This is a genomic window from Crossiella sp. CA198, assembly GCF_052078295.1.
Classification (GTDB): domain Bacteria; phylum Actinomycetota; class Actinomycetes; order Mycobacteriales; family Pseudonocardiaceae; genus Crossiella.
In genome coordinates this window covers 1-15,141 of sequence record NZ_JBQJIM010000043.1, presented here as the reverse complement: position 1 = coordinate 15,141, position 15,141 = coordinate 1, and the positions used below count along the sequence as shown (strand labels likewise).

Annotated in this window: 11 protein-coding genes, 1 pseudogene and 1 riboswitch; of the genes and pseudogenes, 5 read left to right on the top strand and 7 right to left on the bottom strand. The window is 72.0% G+C overall.

Going from position 1 to position 15,141, the window contains the following annotated elements:
• The first annotated feature begins 18 nt into the window (after positions 1-18).
• A complete protein-coding gene (locus ACTOWY_RS41765; RefSeq protein ID WP_441315128.1) occupies positions 19-852 on the top strand; it encodes a hypothetical protein in 834 nt (277 codons plus the stop codon).
• Here the strand turns inward: ACTOWY_RS41765 and ACTOWY_RS41760 are convergent, their stop codons facing one another.
• The 3 genes from ACTOWY_RS41760 to ACTOWY_RS41750 all read right to left on the bottom strand — a co-directional run bounded on the left by ACTOWY_RS41760 (position 853) and on the right by ACTOWY_RS41750 (position 4,127).
• Positions 853-1,458: a lytic polysaccharide monooxygenase auxiliary activity family 9 protein gene (locus ACTOWY_RS41760; protein ID WP_441315127.1), complete on the bottom strand. Its 606-nt coding sequence runs from the start codon at positions 1,456-1,458 to the stop codon at positions 853-855.
• A gap of 158 nt (positions 1,459-1,616) precedes the next feature.
• A complete protein-coding gene (gndA, locus tag ACTOWY_RS41755) occupies positions 1,617-3,080 on the bottom strand; it encodes an NADP-dependent phosphogluconate dehydrogenase (RefSeq protein ID WP_441315126.1) in 1,464 nt (487 codons plus the stop codon).
• Positions 3,081-3,176: 96 nt separating this feature from the next.
• Positions 3,177-4,127 (bottom strand): alpha/beta hydrolase, encoded by a 951-nt coding sequence (locus ACTOWY_RS41750; RefSeq protein ID WP_441315125.1) that lies wholly within the window; start codon positions 4,125-4,127, stop codon positions 3,177-3,179.
• 92 nt (positions 4,128-4,219) lie between these two features.
• Between ACTOWY_RS41750 and ACTOWY_RS41745 the strand changes: the two genes are divergently transcribed.
• Positions 4,220-5,233 (top strand): helix-turn-helix domain-containing protein, encoded by a 1,014-nt coding sequence (locus ACTOWY_RS41745; RefSeq protein ID WP_441315124.1) that lies wholly within the window; start codon positions 4,220-4,222, stop codon positions 5,231-5,233.
• Between the two features lie 5 nt (positions 5,234-5,238).
• On the opposite strand, the gene ACTOWY_RS41740 is transcribed toward ACTOWY_RS41745, so the two are convergent.
• Together ACTOWY_RS41740 and cobN are read right to left on the bottom strand one after the other, a co-directional pair.
• Positions 5,239-7,179 carry a PIG-L family deacetylase gene (locus ACTOWY_RS41740; RefSeq protein WP_441315123.1) on the bottom strand — a complete coding sequence of 647 codons (1,941 nt, stop codon included), beginning with the start codon at positions 7,177-7,179 and terminating at the stop codon, positions 5,239-5,241.
• Positions 7,180-7,270: 91 nt separating this feature from the next.
• Complete coding sequence (cobN, locus tag ACTOWY_RS41735) at positions 7,271-10,876, bottom strand: cobaltochelatase subunit CobN (RefSeq protein ID WP_441315122.1); 3,606 nt, start codon at positions 10,874-10,876, stop codon at positions 7,271-7,273.
• A gap of 35 nt (positions 10,877-10,911) precedes the next feature.
• Positions 10,912-11,045, bottom strand: a riboswitch (cobalamin riboswitch).
• A 6-nt stretch (positions 11,046-11,051) separates the two neighbouring features.
• Between cobN and ACTOWY_RS41730 the strand changes: the two genes are divergently transcribed.
• Genes ACTOWY_RS41730 through ACTOWY_RS41720 form a run of 3 tightly spaced genes read left to right on the top strand, consistent with a single transcriptional unit; the run spans position 11,052 to position 14,286 of the window.
• Positions 11,052-12,167, top strand: coding sequence for a hypothetical protein (locus tag ACTOWY_RS41730; RefSeq protein ID WP_441315121.1), 1,116 nt, complete (start codon positions 11,052-11,054; stop codon positions 12,165-12,167).
• Positions 12,164-12,790 (top strand): precorrin-8X methylmutase, encoded by a 627-nt coding sequence (locus tag ACTOWY_RS41725; protein ID WP_441315120.1) that lies wholly within the window; start codon positions 12,164-12,166, stop codon positions 12,788-12,790. The genes ACTOWY_RS41730 and ACTOWY_RS41725 overlap by 4 nt, the downstream gene beginning before the upstream one ends.
• Positions 12,787-14,286, top strand: coding sequence for a precorrin-2 C(20)-methyltransferase (locus ACTOWY_RS41720; protein WP_441315119.1), 1,500 nt, complete (start codon positions 12,787-12,789; stop codon positions 14,284-14,286). The genes ACTOWY_RS41725 and ACTOWY_RS41720 overlap by 4 nt, the downstream gene beginning before the upstream one ends.
• On the opposite strand, the gene ACTOWY_RS41715 is transcribed toward ACTOWY_RS41720, so the two are convergent.
• Positions 14,261-15,007 carry a cobalt-precorrin-6A reductase gene (locus ACTOWY_RS41715; protein WP_441315118.1) on the bottom strand — a complete coding sequence of 249 codons (747 nt, stop codon included), beginning with the start codon at positions 15,005-15,007 and terminating at the stop codon, positions 14,261-14,263. The two genes, ACTOWY_RS41720 and ACTOWY_RS41715, sit on opposite strands and share 26 nt — an antisense overlap.
• Positions 15,008-15,016: 9 nt before the next feature.
• Positions 15,017-15,141, bottom strand: a pseudogene (locus ACTOWY_RS41710) (IS630 family transposase); the annotation flags it as partial.

The following is a 15,141-nucleotide window of genomic DNA, read 5'->3' as shown; positions in this document are numbered from 1 at the left end:
GGCTGGCAGACTGGGCTGATGCCGCCTGCCGAAGCCACCCGCGTCGCCGCTCGTTACCTGGCCACCGCCGATCGCCTGCTACCCGGCAAGATCGTCGGCTGCTACCTGATCGGCTCGGCCGCGCTGGGCGCCTGGCGGGCCGGGCGCAGCGATATCGACTTCATCGCGGTGCTGGCCGGGGAGTGCGGTGAGCGGGAACTGCGCCGGTTGCGGGTGCTGCACGTGGCGGGCAACCTGCGCACCGCCGGGCGGGCGGTGATCAGGGCCGATCCGAGCATTCCCGGCACCATGAACGGCGCCTTCGTGGCGGCCGCGGACATCAGCAAGCCGGTGACGCGGATCCGGCCGCTGGCCGCGCACAGCGGGCGATCCTTCAAGCGGGGCGCGGGTTTCGACGTGAACCCGGTGATGTGGAAGGTGCTCCTAGAATGCGGGATCCCGGTGCGCGGCGACACCCCGGACCGGCTCGGGCTGGACCCGGAACCGCACCTGCTGCGAGCCTGGAACCTGGACCAGCTCCGCGGCCACTGGCAGCACTGGGCCCGCCGGTGCGTGTCCGATCCGCCCCGGGACAAGCCGCTGATCCCGGCCCACCGGCAGGCCCTGGCCAGGGTGCTCGGTCCGCCGCGGCTGCACCACACCATCGCCACCGGCCAGGTGATCGCCAAGGAAACCGCGGCCGAGTACGCCCTGGACACCTTCGACTCGCGCTGGCACCCGATGCTGCGGGCCGCGCTCGCCCAGCGCACCGGCGAGCCGGGCCCCGAATTCCCGGAGCCCGGCCGATTACCGCGACTGGCCGGTGAGTTCACCCTGGAAGTGATCGCGGCCGCGGAACGGTGCGCGGAATGATCAGAAATTGACGTCGATGCACTGGTAGAACGCGTTGCCGGTGTCCGCGATATCCCACACCGCGAGGATCAGGTGCCTGCCGGACTTGCCGCCGGGCACCGTGCCGGTGTGCGAGACCGCGTTCGGCGGCCGGGCGCCGCCGTTGCTGACACTGATGAACGGGTTCGGATCCAGCGCGGCCCTGGTGAGTTTCGCGGTGGAGTTCCAGCCGTTCTTGGTGATGAAGTACTTGAACGAGGTGGTCGCGTGCGGCGCGGTCAGCCACCAGCTGAACGTGCGGCTCGCGCCGCTGGTCAGCTGGGTGGACGGCCAGCTGCCGCCGCGCGGGTCGTCGAGCTGGGCGAACTGGCCGAGTCCACCGGAGCAGATACTGCCGTCGGCCGGGCCGCGGGCCGGGAATCCCTTGGGTCCCTCGACACTTTGCGGTTCCCACTGGATCGGCCCGCAGTTCTTCGCGGTGCCGAGTTTGCAGAAGTAGGCCCGGCTGTTCGGACCGTTGGTGTATCCATGCGCGCTGGCCGTGGCCGGTACCAGGACGGACAACGCCATCAGCGCCAGGCTCATCAGGCCGACCAGAATTGATCGCTTGATCGGAGTGGTACGCAAGGCAACCTCCGCGATGTTTCCGGCGGCGGGGGTTGCACCTCATGATGACAGCGGCCACACATAACGCGTCAGCGACTATCGTCGGAATCAAGCCATAAATCGCACGAAGGGCCGGGCGTTGTCGGAAATCGGACAACACCCGGCCCCCGGCACCGGAATTACCCGGCCTGTTCGGCCTTGTCCGGGGTGGCCCACAGGGTGTGGAAGGAGCCCTCGGCGTCCACCCGGCGGTAGGTGTGCGCGCCGAAGTTGTCCCGCAGGCCCTGGATCAGCGCGGCCGGCAGCCGGTCGCGGCGCAGGCCGTCGTAGTAGGCCAGCGAGGAGGAGAAGGCCGGGGACGGCACGCCTTCGCGCACCGCGTCCACGACCACCCGGCGCCAGCTGTCCACGCCGCCTGCCACGGCCTCGGCGAAGTACGGGGCGACCAGCAGGCTGGGCAGGTCCGGGCTGGCGTCGTAGGACTCGCGGATGCGGTCCAGGAACCGGGCCCGGATGATGCAGCCACCGCGCCAGATGGTGGCGGTGGAGCCCAGGTCGATGTCCCAGCCGTATTCCTGGCTGCCCGCGCGGATGTGGTCGAAGCCCTGGGCGTAGGCGACCACCTTGGAGGCGTAGAGCGCCTTGCGCACGTCCTCGATGAACGCGTCCCGGTCGCTGTCCTTGACCCAGCCCGCGCCCGCCTCGCCGCCGAAGGCCTCGGCCGCGGCCGCGCGCTGGTCGGCGTGCCCGGACAGGGACCTGGCGAAGGTGGCCTCGGCGATCCCGGTGATCGGCACGCCCAGGTCCAGGGCGCTCTGCACGGTCCAGCGGCCGGTGCCCTTCTGCTCGGCCTGGTCCTGCACCACGTCCACGAACGGCTGGCCGGTGCGGTGGTCGGTGTGCGCGAGCACGTCCGCGGTGATCTCGATCAGGAAGGATTCGAGGTCGCCCTCGTTCCAGCCACGGAAGATCTCGGCGATCTCCGCCGGGGTGGCGCCGAGGCCGGCCCGGAGCAGGTCGTAGGCCTCGGCGATGAGCTGCATGTCGGCGTACTCGATGCCGTTGTGCACCATCTTGACGAAGTGACCGGCGCCGTCAGGGCCCACGTGCACGCAGCAGGTCTGGCCGTCGACCTTGGCCGCGATGGACTCGAACACCGGGCCGAGCCGCGCGTAGGACTCCGTGGATCCGCCGGGCATGATGCTCGGCCCGAGCAGCGCGCCCTCCTCACCGCCGGAGACCCCGGTGCCGACGAAGTGCAGGCCCTTCTCCTTGAGCGCGGCCTCCCGGCGGCGGGTGTCGGCGAAGTGCGCGTTGCCGCAGTCGACCACGATGTCGCCGGGCTCCAGGAGATCGGCCAGCTCGTCGATGACCGCGTCGGTCGGGCCGCCCGCCTTGACCATGACGATGGCCACCCGCGGCCGCTCCAGGGCGTCCACGAACTCGGCCAGGGTCTCCGCCGGGACGAAGGTGCCCTCATCGCCGTGCTCGGCGACCAGGCTCTTCATCCGCTCCACCGACCGGTTGTGCACGGCGACCGGGTAGCCGTTGCGGGCGAGGTTGCGGGCCAGGTTGCGGCCCATCACCGCCAACCCGGTCACCCCGATGCGTGCCGTCGCGGTCCTGGAGGTCTCGCTGCTCATCCTGCCCACCGTTCCGTGTCTGTGGCTGGTGCTACCTAGCGCAACACCAACCCTGCCACTCCTACTCCTTGTTCAACGTGCGGGATCCAGGATCGTTCACGCGGGGGCGTCGCGCAGTGCACGGCGGAGCGCGTCGGTGAGGTCCCGGCCCATGCGGACGGTGACCGCGGCCTCGGGGATGAGGCCCGAGCCGTGGAAGGTTCCCGGGTAGAGGTGCAGTTCGGTGGACACCCCGGCCTGCACCAGTCGCTGCGCGTAGTCGAGTCCCTCGTCCCGGAGCGGGTCGAACTCGCACACCGCGACGAAGGCGGGTGGCAGGCCGGACAGGTCGGTGGCACGGGCCGGGGCCGCGTACGGGGAGACCTCGGCGGTGCCGCGTTTGCCCTCGCCGAGGTAGAAGTCCCAGCTCAGGATGGCGTTGGGCCGGTGCCACATCGGGGTGTCGGTGTAGGCGGTCATGGACGGGGTGTCGAGGCGGTCGTCGAGTTCGGGGATGTTGAGCACCTGGTAGGCCAGCGCGGGGCCACCTCGGTCCCTGGTCAGCAGGGCGACCGCCGCGGCCAGGCCGCCGCCCGCGCTGTCCCCGCCGACCGCGATCCGGGCCGGGTCCACGCCCAGCTCGGCCGCGTTCTTCGCGGTCCACTCCAGGGTGGCGTAGCAGTCATCCAGCCCGGCCGGGAACGGGTTCTCCGGGGCCAGGCGGTAGTCCATGGCGACCACGACCACGCCGACCTGGTCGGCCACCCGCAGCGCGGACCGCTCGGCGAGGTCCAGGTCACCGAGGACGAAGCCGCCGCCGTGGATGTGCACCAGCGCGCCCAGTGGGCCGTCGGCGGCCGGGGTGTAGACCCGGATGGCGACCTCGGGCCCGCCTGCCGGGCCGGGGATGCTCAGCGCGCGCACCGCGACCGGGTTCGCCGCCACATAGGGCGGGATTTCGGCGGCCATCTCCCGCCTGCGCGCGCGGGTGGCCACCGGGTCGGCGAAGTTCACCTGCGGGATCAGCGGGAGCCAGGTGGCCAGTTCGGGATCGATCGCGTAGCTCATGATCAGAGTCTGCGCGGGCGGCGCCCGCCGCGCCCACCGCCAACCGCCGGTGCTCCCCGGCCCCGGACCCGCCGTCTGGCTACGCTGATCGCATGGAGGGCCTGCTGCTGCGCTTGTCCGCGTTGGACGCCGACGCGGCCAGCGAGGTGCGGGTGATCGCCTTCTTCGACTCGCTGATCGCCCGCCGGGTCGACCTGGACACCCTGCTGCGCACCACCGCGACGCTGACCGAATGCCCGGTCGGCCTGGACGCCGCCGATCGCGGACTGGCCCTGGCCGCGGAGGCGGTCGTGCGGGCCGGGGTGTCCACGCCCAGGGGCGCGCGGGTGCGGGAGCTGCCGGACGGGGCCAGGGTGTGGCTGGCCCGGACCGGGCAGGCGCTGCCCCTGGATGACATGGTGCTGGAGCGGTTCGCGATCGCCGCCGAGCTGGTGCTGGCCCGCGGCGCCCTGCCCGAACTGGGTGATCCGGCGCTGGTGGAGCTGGTGCTGGCGGAGTTGGCCGGGGAGGCCGAGCGGTCCAGGGCCCTGCACCTGCTGGGGCTGACGCCGGGGACCCGGGTGCGGGTGCTGGCGGTGGCCGACGGCTCGGTGCGGCTGGGTGGCTGGTCGGCGCCGCTGGGACGGTCGCGGGCGGTGTTGCTGGCCGGACCGCCGGAGCTGGACCTGGTGCGGGCGCCGACGCGGGTCGGGGTGGGCGGCGAGGTGGCCGCGATCGACGCCAGGACGTCCTGGCGGCAGGCGCGGCTCGCGGTGCGGCTGGCCGGATCGCTGCCCTGGGATCCGCCGGTGTGCTGGTGGGAACATCTGGGTTCGCTCGCCGCGGTCGCCGAGGGGTTGCGGGCCAACGAGATCGAGCAGATCGCGGACGTGCGTGCGCTGGACCGGCTGGCGGCCGCGCCGGATCTGCTGCTGATCCTGTCCGCGGTGTGCGGGCACGATTCGGTGCGCAAGGCCGCGGACGCGGTGCACCGGCACCACAGTTCGGTCACCGCCCGCCTGGCGCAGGCCGAGACCGAACTGGGCTTCCCGGTGACCACGCCCGACGGCCGGTTCCGGCTGCGGCTGGCCCTGCTGTTGCGGCGGCTGCGGGACAACACGGACTGAGCGGCTCAGCCGAGCCGGGTCCAGCCGGTGTACGGCGCGTCCCCACCCGGCTCGACCTGCTTGCGGTGCAGCAACTTCCCGTCTCCGGACACGGCGAACAGGTGGGTGCGGCCGCCCGGGTCGACCGCGATCGCGGGCTGGTGCACGACCAGACCACCCAGGTCGGTCCAGTCCAGGTAGCCCAGGTCCGGGGCGGACTGCCGGGTGGCGCTCACCCCGCCGTCGCGATTGGTGGCGCACAAGGTGATCCGCGGGGACGGCGTCTCGGCGATCCCGTGCCGCGGGTGCGGCGCGCTGGCCGCGGCGATCGGGCCGATGCCGCCGTGGCCGTCCAGGATCTCCGGTTTGCCGATCCATTCGCCGGTGCGGGTCTGCCAGGTGTGGCCGATCTTGCCCGCGTGCTCGCCTGCCAGGCGGTAGACCACGTCCAGGGTGCCGTCGGCGCTGAGCGCGACCGTGGGCGGTCCGGCGGGTTCCAGCCCTGGGAAGTCCGGGTCGAGGCGGAAGGCGGCGCCGGATTCGGGCTGGTGCCAGCGTTTGAGCGCCCCGGAACCGGCTTCCACGGCGAGCGCGAAGACCTCGATCCGGCCGCGGGCATCGGTGATCGCGGCCAGGCCGTCCTGCACGCCGGGGCCGCCGCCCAGGTCCTGCCAGCCCTGCGCGGTCCGGGTGCTGAGCCCGCCGTCGCCGTTCTGCACGAACACCCGCACCCCCTCGGCGGCCCGCGCGACCACCGGCTGGCCGATCTGCCTGGCCCGCCTGGACTTCCCGTGCGGGTTGCCCAGACTCGCCCACCGCCGCGGCCAGTCGCCGTCCGGCCGGGACTGGGTCAGGCAGACCACCTGGAAGGTGTCCAGCCGCAACGCGAACACCCGGAGCCGACCGTCCTCCTCCCGCGTCACCGAGACCGCGGGCGCCAGCGGACCACCCGGATCACCCAGGTCACGCGGGCCCAGCCAGCCGGATTCGCCGTCCTGCCACCAGGTTCGCAGTCCGCCGCTGTGCACCGCGAACGCCTGCAACCTCCCGGCCGCGGTGCGCGCCACCCAGTTCGTGCCGCCCCAGTACCGGTGGTAAAGCCGTTGCGGCCAGCCGCGATACCCGGCGGTGTTGGTGATCTGCTGGTCGAACTGGGCGTAGGCGGCGAACTGCTCGTCCTTGTCCCGCTGCTGACCGGCGTCCAGGTTCACCGGGCTGTGCTGGATGTTGTAGCCACGGTAGGTGATCAGCGCGACGCGCTGGGTGGCTGGCAGGCGGCGCACCGCCAGGATGGCCAGCCGGGCGGCGCTGACGTGGTCGCGGTGGTCGTGCAACCGGTCCGCCGCGCCGTGCCGAGGGTCGGGCTGCGGGTCCTGCACCCGGACCACGGTGGGCCGGAACCGTTGGCACAGCCCGATCAGCAGATTGATCAGGTCCTCGCGATCGTAACTCTGCCGCGCCCGCACCGGACCGCCGGCGGGCACCACGGTGACCCGGCGGCTGTTGTCCTGCCACAGGTGGAACAGCGAGGCGGTGTTACCGGTCGGATCGGCCGGATCGGCCTTGGTGTCGGCGTGCTTGTCCGCCCATTCGGGCAAGTTCACGAAGATCAGGTTGACCACCCGGCCGTCCCGCTCGGCCCGGCTGAACTCGACCTGGCGGCGCAACCCGTTGGGGCCGTTGACGGTCAGCGCCTCGGTCCGCCAGTTCGCCACGTCGGCGCTGGGAAAGCCCAGCATCAGCGCGTAGGCGGCGCGGGCCCCGTCGTTGCGGCAGGCGGAGTACTGCTCACGGTCCAATTTGTACCCGGGACGACAGCTCAGCGCCGGAATGTCCGGTTCGGGACTCGGTTTGGCGTAGCCCTCGCCCGCGGTGAGGAACACGGTGGTGACCGGCAGCCGCGCCGTGATCGCGCCGGCCAGGTCCGGGTTCATGAACAGGATGTCGTCGTCCTGATGCGCCACCACGTGCAGGTGGTGGCCCCCGAATGCAACGGCCGCGCACGGTCCCCCCGTGCGCGGCCTCCGCAAGCTTTCCCCAGTTGTCACCTGGCCGAATCTAGCTGTCGCCCTCGAGTTCGCCTTCAGTCGCGAGATAAGCCTCGCGCAACGCGTCCAGGGTGGCCGGTTCCGGGCTCTCCCACAGCTTGCGCTCCGCCGCCTCCAGCAACCGTTCGGCGATGCCGTGCAGCGCCCACGGGTTGGCCTCGGTGAGGAACCGGTGGTTCTCCTCGTCCAGCACGTAGCTCTCGGCGAGCTTCTCGTACATCCAGTCCGCGACGACCCCGGTGGTGGCGTCGTAGCCGAAGAGGTAGTCCACGGTGGCGGCCATCTCGAAGGCGCCCTTGTAGCCGTGGCGGCGCATCGCGGACAGCCAGCGCGGGTTGACCACCCTGGCCCGGAAGACCCGGGAGACCTCCTCGTTGAGGGTCCGGGTGCGCACCGCGTCCGGCCGGGTGCTGTCGCCGATGTAGGCGGCGGGGGCCTTGCCGGTGAGCGCGCGGACGGTGGCGACCATGCCCCCGTGGTACTGGAAGTAGTCGTCGGAGTCGGCGATGTCGTGTTCACGGGTGTCCACGTTCTTGGCGGCCACCGCGATCCGCTTGTACGCCGATTCCATATCGCCGCGGGCGGGCTGCCCGTCGAGTTCGCGGCCGTAGGCATAGCCGCCCCAGACCGCGTACACCTCGGCCAGGTCGGCGTCGTCGCGCCAGTTCTTGCTGTCGATCAGCGGCAGCAGCCCGGCCCCGTAGGCGCCCGGCTTGGAGCCGAAGATGCGCATGGTGGCGCGGCGGTCGTCGCCGTGCTCGGCCTTGTCCGCCTCGGCGTGCGCGCGCACGAAGTTCTGCTCGGCCGGTTCGTCCAGGGCGGCGACCAGCCGGACGGCGTCGTCGAGCAGGGCGACCACGTGCGGGAAGGCGTCCCGGAAGAACCCGGAGATGCGCACCGTGACGTCGATCCGCGGGCGGCCCAGCTCGGCCAGGCCGATCACCTCAAGCCCGGTGACCCGGCGAGACTGGTCGTCCCACACCGGCCGCACGCCCAGCAGCGCGAGGACCTCGGCGATGTCGTCCCCCGCGGTGCGCATGGCGCTGGTGCCCCATACGGACAGTCCGACCGAGGGCGGCCATTCGCCGGTGTCCTTGCGGTAGCGGTCCAGCAGCGAGTCGGCCATGGCCTGCCCGGTCTCCCAGGCGAGCCTGCTGGGCACGGCCTTCGGGTCCACGGAGTAGAAGTTGCGGCCGGTGGGCAGCACGTTCACCAGGCCGCGCAACGGTGATCCGCTCGGCCCGGCAGGCACGTAGCCGCCGTCCAGGGCGTGCAGCAGGTGGCCGAGTTCGTCGGTGGTGCGGGCCAGCCGGGGCACCACCTCGGCGGCGGCGAATTCGAGGACCTTGGCGACGTCCTCGTTGTCCTTGTCCAGCACCGAACGCACCACCTCGGTGGCGCTGCCCTGGACCCAGCCGCCCGCGTCCATCGCGGTGACCAGTTCGCGGGCCTTGGCCTCGATCGCGTCGGTGTCGGTGCGGGAGGCGGAGCCGTCCTCGTTGAGCCCCAGGGCTTCCCGGATGCCGGGCAGCGCGGCGACCTGTCCGGCCCACATCTGCCGGGCCTGGATCATGGCCAGCACCAGGTTGATCCGGGCCTCGCCCTCGGGCGCGGCGCCCAGGATGTGCAGGCCGTCCCGGATCTGCACGTCCTTGACCTCGCACAGCCAGCCGTCCACGTGCAGCAGGAAGTCGTCGAACTCCGCGTCGTGCGGCCGGTCGTCCAGGCCCAGGTCGTGGTCGAGTTTGGCGGCCTGGATGAGGGTCCAGATCTGCGCCCGGATGGCCGGGAGTTTGGCCGGGTCCATGGCGGCGATGTTGGCGTGCTCGTCCAGGAGTTGTTCCAGCCGGGCGATGTCGCCGTAGCTGTCCGCGCGGGTCATCGGCGGCACCAGGTGGTCGACCAGGGTGGCGTGCGCCCGGCGCTTGGCCTGGGTGCCCTCGCCGGGGTCGTTGACCAGGAACGGGTAGATCAGCGGGATATCGCCCAGCGCCGCGTCGGTGCCGCAACTGGCGGACATGCCGACGGTCTTGCCGGGCAGCCATTCCAGGTTGCCGTGCTTGCCCACGTGCACCATGGCGTGCGCGCCGAACTCCTGGGCCAGCCAGCGGTAGGCGGCCAGGTAGTGGTGGCTGGGCGGCAGGTCCGGGTCGTGGTAGATGGCGATCGGGTTCTCGCCGAAGCCGCGCGGCGGCTGCACCATGACGACCACGTTGCCCGCGGTCAGCGCCGCGAGGACGATCTCGCCCTCGGGATCCTGGCTACGGTCCACGAACAGTTCGCCGGGCGCCGGACCCCAGTGGCCTTCGAGTTCCGCGCGGAAGTCGGCGGGCAGGGTGTCGTAGAACTCGCGGTACCTGGCGGCGCTGATCCGCACCGGGTTGCCGGAGAGCTGGGTCTCGGTGAGCCAGTTCTCGTCCTGGCCACCGGCGGCGATCAGCGCGTGGATCAGCGCGTCACCGTCCAGCTTGGCCACGCCGGGCAGGGCGCCCTCGCCTTCGGCCGGGCCGATGTCATAACCGTTGTCCCGCAACGCGGCCAGCAGTTTGACCACGCTGGCCGGGGTGTCCAGGCCGACCGCGTTGCCGATCCGGGAGTGCTTGGTCGGGTAGGCCGAGAGCATCAGCGCGATCCGCCGGTCGGCGGCCGGGATGTGCCGCAACTGGGCGTGCTTGACCGCGATCCCGGCGACCCGGGCGGCGCGTTCCGGGTCGGCCACGTACACGGTGAGGCCGTCCGGGTCGATCTCCTTGAAGGAGAACGGGACGGTGATGATCCGGCCGTCGAACTCGGGGATGGCCACCTGGGTCGCGGTGTCCAAAGGGGACAGTCCGTCGTCGTTGGCCGCCCAGCTCTCCCGGCTGGAGGTGAGGCAGAGTCCTTGCAGGATCGGCACATCCAGCGCGGCCAGCGCGCCGACGTCCCAGGCGTCGTCCTCGCCACCGGCGGAGGCGGCGGCCGGTTTGGTGCCCCCGGCGGCCAGCACGGTGACGACCAGGGCATCGGCCTTGCCGAGTTCGGTGAGCAGTGCGGGTTCGGCGGTGCGCAGCGAGGAGCAGAACACCGGCAGCGCCTGGCCGCCCGCGTCCTCGATCGCGCTGCTGAGCGCCTCGACGAAGGCGGTGTTCCCGGCCACGTGGTGGGCCCGGTAGTAGAGCACCGCGACCACCGGTCCGCTGGTGGTGCGGGCGGTGCGCTCCAGCACGCCCCAGGTGGGGGTGGGCTGCGGCGCGGCGAAGCCGAGACCGGTGAGCAGCACGGTGTCGGAGAGGAAGTTGTGCAGTTCGGCCAGGTTGGCCGGGCCGCCGTGCGCGAGGTAGGCGTGCGCCTCGGCGCAGACGCCGCCAGGCACCGTGGACAGCTCCATCAGCTGGGCGTCCGGGGCCTGTTCGCCGCCGAGCACGACGACGGGCCGGGGTCCGGCGAGCAGCCAGTCCAGGCCCTCTTCCCACATCCGGCGGCCGCCGAGGATGCGCACCACGACCAGGTCCACGCCCTCGACCAGGGCGGGCAGGTCGTCCACGAGCAGCCGGGCCGGGTTGCCGAGCCGGTAATCGGCCTCGCCGGCGCGGGCGGAGAGCAGGTCGGTGTCAGAGGTCGACAGCAGCAGGATCACGCGTGGCTCCACATCCCTCGGGGTCCGCGCCCCATGACGGTCGGGGACGGTGAGCGGAGTGTCTGGCTCCCGGGCTCGCACCCGGTGACAGTGGCGGGACCGCGCCGGACTCACACCGGCTTCCTCCGTGGTTCACCGTTCGAGGCGACCCTACCTGCCGCGTAGCATCCCGCGGGTGCCCGCTTCGCCACATCGCCAGCGCCCGGACGCCTGTCCCGGCGCGATCGAGGTGCACCCGGCGGCCGATGGCGGCCTGGCCCGGGTCCGGGTATCGGGCGGCACGCTCTCCAGGGCGCGGCTGGCGGTGCTGCGAACGGCCGCGATCGAGCTGGGCGACGGGTCGCTTGAGCTGACCTCGCGGGCGAATGTGCAGCTCAGAGGACTGGCGGCCGGGGCTGAGGTCGAGTTGGGGGCGCGGCTGGCCGAGGCCGGGCTGCTGCCCTCGCTGACCCATGAGCGGATGCGGAACATCGTGGCCGCGCCGCTGGCGGACAACCAGGACCTGGTGGACGCGATCGACGCCGCGTTGTGTTCGCGGCCGGAACTGGCCGGGTTGCCGGGGCGGTTCCTGGTGGCCGTGGACGACGGCGGCGTGGTGAGCGGGCTGGGTGCGGATATCGGCCTGGACCTGGTTGGCTCTTCCTGGGCGTTGTCGCTGGCCGGGGCCGATTCAGGGCTGCGGGTGGCCGACCCGGTGGACGCGGTGCTGCGGGCGGCCCTGGAATTCCTGGCGCTGCGGGCCGAGCACGGCGGCACGGCCTGGCGACTGGCCGAGATCGACGGCGGTGTCGCGGAGATCACTCGACGGCTGGGCGGACCGGTGTCCACGGAGCGGCTGGCGGTGCGCGGATCAGTGCCGCTGCCCCCCGGCCCGCTGCCGGACGGGCGCCTGGTCGTGGGCGCGCCGCTGGGGCGGTTGGACCCGGACCAGTCCGGCGCCCTGCTCGCGGTGGAGCAGGTTCGGCTCACACCGTGGCGCGGTCTGGTGCTGCCGCGGACGATCACCTTGGGGCACGGGCTGATCACCGATCCGGACTCACCCTGGCACGCGGTCACCGCCTGCACCGGCCGCCCCGGCTGCGCCAAATCCCTGGCCGATGTGCGCGCCGACGCCGTGCGCCACCTCGGGTTGCCCGGCGGGCCGGTGCACTGGTCGGGCTGCTCCCGGCGATGCGGACGGCCGCGCGGCGCGATCGACGTGCTGGCCACCGCGGACGGCTACCTGATCGACGGACAACCGCACGAGGACACGGCCGCGGCGATCGACGCGGCCCGGAGGAAGCAGCAGTGACCGAGTACATCAAGGACGGCAAGGAGATCTACCGCCGCTCCTTCGCCACCATCCGCGCCGAGGCCGACCTGGCCGGACTGCCCCCGGATGTGGCCCGGGTGGCGGTGCGGATGATCCACGCCTGCGGCATGGTCGACCTGGTGGCCGATATCGGCCACTCCCCCGGCGTGGTGGCCTCGGCCCGCGCCGCGCTGGAGGCCGGGGCGCCGATCCTGTGTGACGCCACCATGGTCGCGGCCGGGGTGACCCGCCGTCGCCTGCCCGCGGACAACGAGGTGCTGTGCTTCCTGGGTGATCCGCGGGTGCCGGAACTGGCCGCGTCGATGGGCAACACGCGCAGTGTGGCGGCCCTGGAACTGTTGCGGGACAAGCTCGGCGGCGCGGTGGTGGCGATCGGCAACGCGCCGACCGCGCTGTTCCACCTGCTGGAGATGATCGCCGGTGGCGCGCCAAAGCCCGCCGCGGTGCTGGGCATCCCGGTGGGGTTCATCGGCGCGGCCGAATCGAAGGAAGCCCTGGCCGCCAACGGTCTGGGCCTGGAATACCTGGTGGTGCGGGGCAGGCGGGGCGGCAGCGCGATGACCGCCGCCGCGATCAACGCGATTGCGAGTGACGAAGAGTGAGTGATCTGGGACGGCTGTACGGCGTCGGGCTCGGCCCCGGCGATCCGGAGCTGGTGACGGTCAAGGCGGCCCGGCTGATCGGCGCGGCGGACGTGGTGGTCTTCCACAGCGCGCGGCACGGGCGCAGCATCGCCCGCGGCATCGCCGAGCCCTACCTGCGGCCCGGCCAGATCGAGGAACAGCTGATCTACCCGGTGACCACCGAGGACAGCGAGGACTATCAGGGTCAGATCGACCAGTTCTACGCCGAGAGCGCCGAACGCCTGGCCGCGCACCTCTCCGCCGGACGCGACGTCGTGGTGCTCGCCGCCGGGGACCCGTTCTTCTACGGCTCCTACATGCACATGCACAAACGGCTCGCGCACCGGTTCCCGACCGAGGTGGTGCCCGGGGTGACCTCGGTCAGCGGCGCCGCCGCCGTGCTCGGCCGCCCCCTGGTCGAACGCGACGAGGTGCTCACCGTCCTCCCCGGCACGCTGCCGCAGGAGGAGCTGGCCGAATGGCTGGCCACCACCGACTCGGCCGCGATCATGAAGCTGGGCCGCACCTTCACCTCGGTACGCGAGGCCCTGCACGCGGCAGGCCGCCTGGACGACGCCTGGTACGTGGAACGGGCCACCACCGGCCGCCAGCGGGTCGCGCCACTGTCCGAAGTGGACCCCGAAGGCGTCCCCTACTTCTCCCTGGCCCTGCTGCCCAGCCAGGCCCACAGCACCATCGACTCCACCCCCGCCGAGTCCGCCACGGGACCGGGTGAGGTGGTCGTGGTCGGCCTCGGCCCCGCCGGGCGCGAATGGCTGACCCCCCAAGCACAGGACGCGCTCGCCACCGCCGACGAACTCGTCGGCTACGGCCCCTACCTGGACCGGATCCCGCCCAACCCGCGTCAGCGCCGCCACCCCTCGGACAACCGGGTGGAGGCCGAACGCGCCGCCTTCGCCCTGGACCTGGCCAAATCCGGCTCCCGGGTCGCGGTCATCTCCTCCGGCGACCCCGGCGTCTTCGCGATGGCCAGCGCCGTCCTGGAAGTCGCGGGCGAAGACCAGTTCGCCGAAGTCCCGGTGCGAGTGCTCCCCGGCCTTACCGCCGCCCACGCGGTGGCCAGCCGGGTCGGCGCGCCACTGGGCCACGACTACTGCGTGCTCTCCCTCTCCGACCGCCTCAAGCCGTGGGAGATCATCGAGGCCCGCCTGGCCGCCGCGGCGAGCGCGGACCTGGTGATCGCGATCTACAACCCGGCCTCGCGCACCCGAACCTGGCAGGTCGAATCAGCCAGGAAAACCCTGCTGACCCACCGCTCCCCCGACACCCCCGTGGTGATCGGCCGCGACGTCGGCGGCCCCGAAGAATCAATCCGCGTGGTCCGCCTCGCCGACCTCGATCCGTCCACTGTGGATATGCGCTGCCTACTGCTGATCGGCTCCTCCACCACCAGATTCCGCACCGGCCCATCCGGCGAACCAGTGGTCTTCACCCCACGCCGCTACCCCGCCTGACCCACTCCACCGCCGCCGCCACGGTCCCCACCGTGTCGGCGGCGGGCAACGCCGGCCGCCGCACCATCACCACCGGCACCCCCAGCCGCCGAGCCGCAACGAGCTTGGCCGCAGTCTGCTCCCCACCACTGTCCTTGCTAACCAACACCTCAATCCGGTACCGCCGCAACAACTCCAACTCACCGTCCACTGTGTACGGCCCCCGATCGAGCAGAACCTCCACATTGTCCGAATGACTCTCCGGCGGATCAACAGACCGACACAAAAACCACAACTCCGGGTTGGCGAAGGCAGGCAGATCACGCCGACCGGTAGTGAGCAGCACCCGACTTCCCAGCGACGGCACCAGCGCGGCCGCCTCGGCGATCGAGGACACCCAGTGCCAGCAATCCCCCGCCTGCTCAGTCCACCCCGGCCGACGCAACACCAGCAACGGCAGCCCGAGTTCCCCAGTCGCCGCAACAGCATTCCCAGTCATAGTCGCCGCAAACGGATGAGTGGCATCCACCACCACATCAACAGCCCGCTCCCGCAACCAGGCGACCAGCCCCGGCACCCCACCGAACCCACCGATCCGCACTTCGCCCACAGGCAGCACCGGTTCCCGCACCCGCCCGGCAAGCGAGGAAACCACCCTCACCCCGGCAACCCCACCCAACACCGAGGCCAACCGCCGAGCCTCTCCCGTGCCGCCAAGAACCAACACCACCCGCGCAACCACAACCCAACCCTAAGCACCTGGCCAGAAGTCTTGTCCGAAACCTTCGGGTAGCCAGGGGCTGGTCCAAGGGGCGGCAGTGGTGAGGTGCTGCTCGGTGGTTCGGCTGCGGAAGTAGGCGTGGGTCTGGCGGAGGC

Coding starts and splice junctions, on each gene's coding strand:
- ACTOWY_RS41765 (WP_441315128.1), top strand. CDS start 19: ATGCCGCCTGCCGAAGCCACCCGCGTCGCCGCTCGTTACCTGGCCACC.
- gndA (WP_441315126.1), bottom strand. CDS start 3,080: ATGAGCAGCGAGACCTCCAGGACCGCGACGGCACGCATCGGGGTGACC.
- ACTOWY_RS41750 (WP_441315125.1), bottom strand. CDS start 4,127: ATGAGCTACGCGATCGATCCCGAACTGGCCACCTGGCTCCCGCTGATC.
- ACTOWY_RS41745 (WP_441315124.1), top strand. CDS start 4,220: ATGGAGGGCCTGCTGCTGCGCTTGTCCGCGTTGGACGCCGACGCGGCC.